Here is a 7093-nt window from a genome sequence, read left to right on the forward strand (position 1 = left end):
CGCCAGCGGCGTGGCCAACCCGATGGCCGCCACCATGGCCGCGGGCATGGTGCCGCCGCTGGGCATCGCGCTGGCGTGCTGGGTGTTCCGCAGCCGCTTCAGCGCCGAGGAGCGCGAGGCTTCTAAGGCCGTCGCCGTGCTGGGCCTGGCGTTCATCACCGAAGGGGCCATTCCGTTCGTCGCGCGCGACCCGCTGCGGGTGATTCCCGCCTGCATGGCCGGTGCGGCGGTGGCGGGTGGCCTGTCGATGATGTGGAACATCGGCCTGCAGGCGCCGCACGGCGGCGTGTTCGTGCTGGCCATTCCGAACGCGGTCAACCACGTGGTGCTGTACGCGCTGGCGATCGCGACCGGCACGGGGGTGACGGCGCTGGCGCTGGGGCTCTTGAAAAGGCGGCTGCCAGGGGAGGCGGGCTGAATGGCCGCTAAAAAGGCGCCCGTCGTTCAGAACAGGATGGGATGCACCTGCGCAAGAAGGCGCTTATGTTCTGTTTCGTTGTGTGCGAGGTGCGCGTGTTGCCAAAGCGCGGTGGCACCACTGCCGCATTCATCCGCCAACGTTTTGCCGATGCCTTCCGGGGTCAATGTCCGGTTCAGCGCCTTGCGCAGTTTCTCGGGTTCGTCGAGGGTCCCCACAAGATACACCCGGTCCTTTATATCGAAGGGGATGTGCGGCGTGAACTGGCCCCGGCGCTGCGGCACCTGATTGTCGAAATCGATCAGCAGGATCAGGTGTGCGTCGCTGTGTTTGCGCAGATAAGCGACGTACTTACTGGTGAGACTGTCCCGCACTGCGGGCCACCCGCCGGCCGGTGGAAGGATGTCCATTCTGTGCGGATACTGCAGGGAAAGCGAATTCAAGAATCCGTTGGCGATCTGCCGGTTGGCATCGTCTTCTGGCAACACCAGGACGTGGGGCCGCTCCCGGTTGACGCTCATGGCTGCAACTCGCCCAGGATCAGCGACTGGATCAGGTCCGCAGGCGCCTCGCCTCTGTCGCCCGTTTCACGCAGTTCACTCAGCAGGCGGATCCGGCTGGGCTCCAGGTGGGTGCTGCGGCCCAGCACCCAGGTGTTTTCGTCGGAAAACCGACGGATGGATTCCTCGTTGTGCGACGTCATCAGGATTTGGCCCTGGCCTTCGAAGCCACGTCGCAATGCCATGATGAAGTGACTCACTTCGGCCAGCGACAGGTAGTTGTCGGGTTCGTCCCAGAAGCAGAGCAGCGGACCATAGTGCCGGTTGGCCGCCAAGATGACGGCGCACAGGAAAAAGCATTTCTCGCCATCCGACAGTTGATCGAACGACAGGGACAGCGTGCCCTGGTCGCGCTGAGCAAACCGGACAAGCAGCCGGCGGCTTTCCTGGCCCAGATCCTCGTAGAGAAAATCATGCAGGTCGGGCATCACGCTCTGGAGGTAATCACTGATCGTCGAGTAGGCTGCGGGATACTGGCTAAGCACACCGGCCAGCCAGTCCGTGATGTTGCCGGCGCTGGATTCGAGCCACAGCGTCTTGTCTCCCGATTCCGCTTTCATGCGGTCGGGCGCGGGGGCCAATACCACCATGCGGGCCAGCCAGGTCTTGAAGATGTGGATCGGATCGGAGGTCGAGTGCTCCTGAATGATCGATAAGGCCACGAGGTGCCAATCCACCAGAAAGCGCGCATCCGCCAGAGGTAGCGCCTCTTGTCGGCGCAGGGATACCTGGGCCTGTTCGCGCTGGTAGATGGGCTCTCCATCGCGTTCCAGTCTTTCCTCGAGAACCCGGAGTTCTTTGAAATTCTCGGGAAGTTCAAGTGCCAGCACATACCGAAATGCATGTCCCTGCACCAGTGCCTCCAGTTCGAGCCGCATGGGCGAGATGCTTTTTCCGCCAAAAAACTCCCGAGGGTTTACCAAATCCTTCAAACGATTGTTGCCTCGGCCGATGGCTTGAAACAATCGCAGGATGCGGGCCACGGACGATTTGCCTGCCCCGTTCCGTCCAATGAGCAGGGTCGAGTGCGTGTCGCCCATTTTCAGTTCGAAGTTCTGAAAGGTCCGGTAGTTGTGGATGTAAAGCCTCTGCAGCATGGTGCGCTTCCTCTCGGATTTCGGTGTGGCGATGGTCGAAGGTGGGCTACTGGAAGGCCACCTCGGCGAAGCTGCGCAGCTTGCGGCTGTGCAGGCGGCTCACGCCCCCGGCCCGCAGGATGTCGATGGCGCGCATGCCGATGCGCAGATGCTGGTCCACGCGCTCGCGGTAGAAATGGTTGGCCATGCCGGGCAGCTTGATCTCGCCGTGCAGGGGCTTGTCGCTCACGCACAGCAGGGTGCCGTAGGGCACGCGGAAGCGAAAGCCGTTGGCGGCGATGGTTGCGCTCTCCATGTCCAGCGCGACGGCGCGGCTCTGGCTGAACCGGCGCTGGGGCATGTTGTCGGGCAGCAGCTCCCAGTTGCGGTTGTCGGTGCTGGCCACGGTGCCGGTGCGCATGATGCGTTTCAGGTCGGCGTCCTCGATCTGCGTGACGTCGGCGACGGCCTGCTGCAGCGCCATCTGGATCTCGGCCAGCGCGGGAATGGGCACCCACAGCGGCAGCTCTTCGTCGAGCACGTGGTCTTCGCGCACATAGGCGTGGGCCAGCACGTAGTCGCCCAGCTGCTGGCTGTTGCGCAGGCCCGCGCAGTGGCCCAGCATCATCCAGGCGTGCGGGCGCAGCACGGCGATGTGGTCGGTGATGGTCTTGGCGTTGGACGGGCCCACGCCGATGTTGACCATGGTGATGCCGCTCTTGTCCGCCCGCATGAGGTGGTAGGCCGGCATCTGCGGCAGCCGCGGCGGGGCCACGCCCAGCTCGTCGCCCGGCTGCGCCGGCAGGCCGGTGCGGCGGGTGACGACGTTGCCCGGTTCGATGAAGGCGACGTACTCGCTGTCCGGCTTGGCCATCTCGGCATGGCCCAGGCGCACGAATTCGTCGATGTAGAACTGGTAGTTGGTGAACAGCACGAAGTTCTGGAACCACTCGGGCGCGGTGCCGGTGTAGTGGCGCAGCCGGTGCAGCGAGTAGTCCACCCGCGGCGCGGTGAACAGCGACAGGGGCTGGGCCTCGCCGGGGCGGGGCGCCCAGGTGCCGTTGGCGATGCCGTCGTCCATGGCCTCCAGGTCGGGCAGGTCGAACACGTCGCGCATGAGCATGCGGCGCTGGGCGGTCAGCGTGCCCTCGATGTGGTCGTGCTCGGCGAACGAGAAGTGGATGGGGATGGGCTGGCTGCTGATGCCCACCTCCAGCTCGATGTTGTGGCTGTTGCGCAGCAGGCGGAACTGCTCGGCGTAGTAGTTGGCGAACAGGTCGGGCCGGGTGAGGGTGGTTTCATACCGCCCCGGGCCTTCCACGAAGCCGTAGGCCAGTTGGGTGGCGGCGCGGGCCACGGTGGTGGTCTGCACCCGCACGAAGGGGTAGAAGGCCCGCACGTGGCTGGCCGGGGTCTCCCCGGCGACGAAGCGCTGCATGGCATCGCGCAGGTGCCCGATCTGCTGCTGGTAGATGCGCTGCACCTGCGACAGCGCCTCGGCGGGATCGGTATGAAGGGTGGGCTCGGTGAAGTCGGGGATCTGGGCCATGGCCCCTATTGTCCACGGGCGCGCGGGTCTGCCCGATGACGGGCCCGCTATCTTTTTTTCAGCAGCCACTCGCGCGTCTGGCGCGGGTCCATGGGCGGCGAGATCAGGTAGCCCTGCGCCAGATGGCAGCCCAGGGCGCGCAGCAGGTCGCGCTGGGCGTCGGTTTCCACCCCCTCGGCCACGGTCTGGATCTGCAGGCTGCGGCCCATCTGGACGATGGCGGTGACGATGGCCACGTCGTCTTCGTTGGCGGGCGTGTCCGAGACGAAGGAGCGGTCGATCTTGAGCTTGTCGATCGGGTAGCGCTTGATGTAGGCGAGCGACGAGTAACCGGTGCCGAAGTCGTCGATGGACACGCGCACGCCCAGGGCCTTGAGCGCGTCCAGCGTGTGGCGCACCTGGTCGGCATCGTGCATGAGCACGGATTCGGTGAGCTCGATCTCCAGAAAGCGCGGTGCCAGGCCCGTCTGGCGCAGCACGCCCGCGATCTCGCCGGCCACGTCGCGCTGGCGGAATTCGAGCGCCGAGAGATTGACCGCCACCGGCACCTGCGGCAGGCCCTCGTCGTGCCAGGCCCGCATCTGCCGGCAGGCCTCGACCAGCACCCAGCGGCCGATGGGCGTGATGAGCCCGCGCGCCTCGGCGAAGGCGATGAAGTCGATGGGCCCCACAAGGTCGCGCTCGGGGTGGCGCCAGCGCACCAGCGCCTCGAAGCCCACGAGCGCACCGTCGTCCAGACGCACCTGCGGCTGGTAGTGCAGCACGAACGCGCCGTGCAGGATGGCGTCGCGCAGCAGGCGCTCGTGCTGCAGCACGCCGGTGGAGGGCGTCTCCATGCCCGGGGCATAGGCCTGGCGGTTGGCGCGGCCGCTGTCCTTGGCCTGCTGCATGGCGGCGTCGGCCCGGCGCACCAGTTCGGCCGCGGTGTCGCCGTCGTCGGGGTACATGCTCACCCCGATGGAGACCGACACCGACAGCGGCGTGCCGTCGGCATGGAACACGGCGCACACGTCGGCCAGCAGCTGGTCGGCCACCGCCAGGGCGGAGGGCCGGTCCTGCGCGTCGCGCAGCACCACGACGAACTCGTCGCCACCCACGCGCGCCACGATGTCCACCGAGCGCACGCCCTGCACGAGCCGGCGGGCCACCTCGCACAGCAGCATGTCGCCGGCCTCGTGGCCCAGCGAGTCGTTCACTGTCTTGAAATGGTCCATGTCGATGAACAGCACGGCGGCGGCCTGCGGCGTGCGCTGTGCGGAGTCGATCACGGCGGTGAGCCGCTCCATGAGCGTGGTGCGGTTGGGCAATTGCGTGAGCGCATCGTGCCGCGCCAGGAAGGCCTCGCGCTCCTGGGCCTGGCGGCGCGCGGTGATGTCGCGAAGCACCGCGATGCGGTAGTCCGATCCCTTCCAGGGCATGGTCTTGCCGACGATCTCCACGGGAACGGCATGGCCGTCCTGGTGCAGCACCGTGACTTCGTAGGGCTCTTCGCGGCCCTCGCGCACATAGGCCTCGGTGACGGGGCGGAACTCCTCGCTCACGAAATCGAGCATGCGCCGGCCGCGCCCCTCGGCCAGGGAGTAGCCCATCAGCCGCGTGAGCGCTTCGTTGAAGTCGGTCACCAGGCCTTCGCGGTGGAACACGATGGCCTCTTCGGTGGCCTGCGAGAACTTGCGCATGCGCTCTTCGCTCTCGCGCACCGCGCGTTCGGCCTCCCAGTGGTGGGTGATGTCGTTGATGAGCACGAAGGCGCCCATCAGTCCCAGCTTCGGGTGCAGGTGGGGAATGAGGTTGACCTCGATCATGCGCGGCGGCCCGCTACGCACCCGCTGCTTGCGCGTGTATTGCACGCGCTCGCCCCGCAGCACCTGCTGGATCTGGGGCTGGATCGAGGCCCAGGCGCTGTCGCCGATGGCTTGCTGCACCGTCTTGCCCAGGATCGCCTCCACCGTGTGGCCCGTGGATTCGGCGTAGCCCTGATTGGCAAAAACACAACGCAGGGTGGACGATTCGAAGTAGGCGAGCAGCGCCGGAACGGAGTCGGCCAGCAGCCGCAGCAGGGAGCTGCTGCAGTGGGGGTCCTGGGAAGGACCGTCCGCTCGGCTTGATGTGTCTGGCATGTCCCACCCTTGTATCTCGAAGTTTTATAGCCGATCGGGGCGCCGCTGGCGAGGGGTGCAAGCCCTTGCCCGCCTTGCCGGCCGGGCCCCGGGATAATCCGGGGATGACTTCTTCCGTTTCCGGCGCTGGCGCCGAGTTCTCCTCCCTGGCGCTGCACCCCGCGACCCTGTCCAACCTGCAGCAGCTGGGCTACACCCGCATGACGCCGATCCAGGCCGCGAGCCTGCCCGTGGCCCTGCTGGGCCGCGACCTGATCGCCCAGGCCAGCACCGGCAGCGGCAAGACGGCGGCCTTCGCCCTGGCGCTGCTGGCCAACCTCAATGCGCGCCGCTTCGCGGTGCAGGCCCTGGTGCTGTGCCCCACGCGCGAGCTGGCCGACCAGGTGGCCACCGAGGTGCGACGCCTGGCCCGCGCGCAGGAGAACATCAAGGTGGTCACCCTGTGCGGCGGCGTGCCGCTGCGCGGCCAGATCGCCAGCCTGGAGCACGGCGCGCACATCGTGGTGGGTACGCCCGGGCGGGTGATGGACCACCTGGAGCGCGCCACGCTCGATCTGCAGGCGCTCAACACCCTGGTGCTCGACGAGGCCGACCGCATGCTGGACATGGGCTTCTTCGACGACATCGCCAAGGTCGCGCGCCAGTGCCCGGCCGAGCGCCAGACGCTGCTGTTTTCCGCCACGTACCCCGAAGGCATCGAGCGCCTGGCGCGCCAGTTCATGAAGGAGCCGCAGCGCATCACGGTGCAGGCCCAGCATGGTTCGGCCAAGATCGCGCAGCGCTGGTACGAGGTGAAGGAAAGCGAGCGCCTGCACGCCGTGTCGCAGCTGCTGAACCACTTCCGGCCCGAATCGGCCATCGCCTTTTGCAACACCAAGCAGCAGTGCCGCGACCTGGTGGGCGTGCTGCAGGCGCAGGGTTTTCATGCGCTGGCCCTCTATGGCGAGCTGGAACAGCGCGAGCGCGACCAGGTGCTGGTGCAGTTCGCCAACCGCAGCTGCTCGGTGCTGGTGGCCACCGACGTGGCCGCGCGCGGCCTGGACATCGCCCAGTTGCAGGCGGTGATCAATGTGGACGTGACCCCCGATCCCGAGATCCACGTGCACCGCATCGGCCGCACCGGCCGCGCGGACGCCGAAGGCCTCGCCTTGAGCCTGGCCAGCCTGCCCGAGATGGGCAGCGTGGGCAAGATCGAGCAGTTGCAGGGCCGCGAGTCGGAATGGCACCCGTTGTCCGAGCTGACCGCCGCCCCCGGCGGGCCGCTGCTGCCGCCCATGGCCACCATCCAGATCATCGGCGGGCGCAAGGAAAAGATCCGCGCGGGCGACGTGCTGGGTGCGCTCACCGGCGAGATGGGCTTTGCGCGCGAG

The 7093-nt window shown here is 67.1% G+C and carries 6 protein-coding genes; 2 read left to right on the top strand and 4 right to left on the bottom strand.

Annotated elements, in window-relative coordinates; translation table 11 throughout:
• The coding region (locus tag AC27IQ_RS16685) for a fructose-specific PTS transporter subunit EIIC (RefSeq protein ID WP_487090118.1) at nucleotides 1-418 on the top strand (418 nt) is incomplete at its 5' end.
• Between the two features lie 26 nt (nucleotides 419-444).
• On the opposite strand, the gene AC27IQ_RS16690 is transcribed toward AC27IQ_RS16685, so the two are convergent.
• From AC27IQ_RS16690 to AC27IQ_RS16705, 4 genes are read right to left on the bottom strand one after another with little or no spacing between them, the layout of a single operon-like run.
• Nucleotides 445-939 (bottom strand): hypothetical protein, encoded by a 495-nt coding sequence (locus tag AC27IQ_RS16690; protein ID WP_487090119.1) that lies wholly within the window; start codon nucleotides 937-939, stop codon nucleotides 445-447.
• Nucleotides 936-2075: an AAA family ATPase gene (locus tag AC27IQ_RS16695; protein ID WP_487090120.1), complete on the bottom strand. Its 1140-nt coding sequence runs from the start codon at nucleotides 2073-2075 to the stop codon at nucleotides 936-938. The genes AC27IQ_RS16690 and AC27IQ_RS16695 overlap by 4 nt, the downstream gene beginning before the upstream one ends.
• Before the next feature lie 46 nt (nucleotides 2076-2121).
• Nucleotides 2122-3603 carry an AMP nucleosidase gene (locus AC27IQ_RS16700; RefSeq protein ID WP_284392916.1) on the bottom strand — a complete coding sequence of 494 codons (1482 nt, stop codon included), beginning with the start codon at nucleotides 3601-3603 and terminating at the stop codon, nucleotides 2122-2124.
• A 47-nt stretch (nucleotides 3604-3650) separates the two neighbouring features.
• Nucleotides 3651-5723, bottom strand: a complete 2073-nt coding sequence (locus tag AC27IQ_RS16705; RefSeq protein WP_487090121.1) for a putative bifunctional diguanylate cyclase/phosphodiesterase — start codon at nucleotides 5721-5723, stop codon at nucleotides 3651-3653.
• Between the two features lie 104 nt (nucleotides 5724-5827).
• Between AC27IQ_RS16705 and dbpA the strand changes: the two genes are divergently transcribed.
• Nucleotides 5828-7093 (top strand): ATP-dependent RNA helicase DbpA (gene dbpA, locus AC27IQ_RS16710; protein ID WP_487090122.1); only part of this gene is annotated, 1266 nt, incomplete at its 3' end.

The organism is Acidovorax sp. KPB24-07, assembly GCF_057543315.1.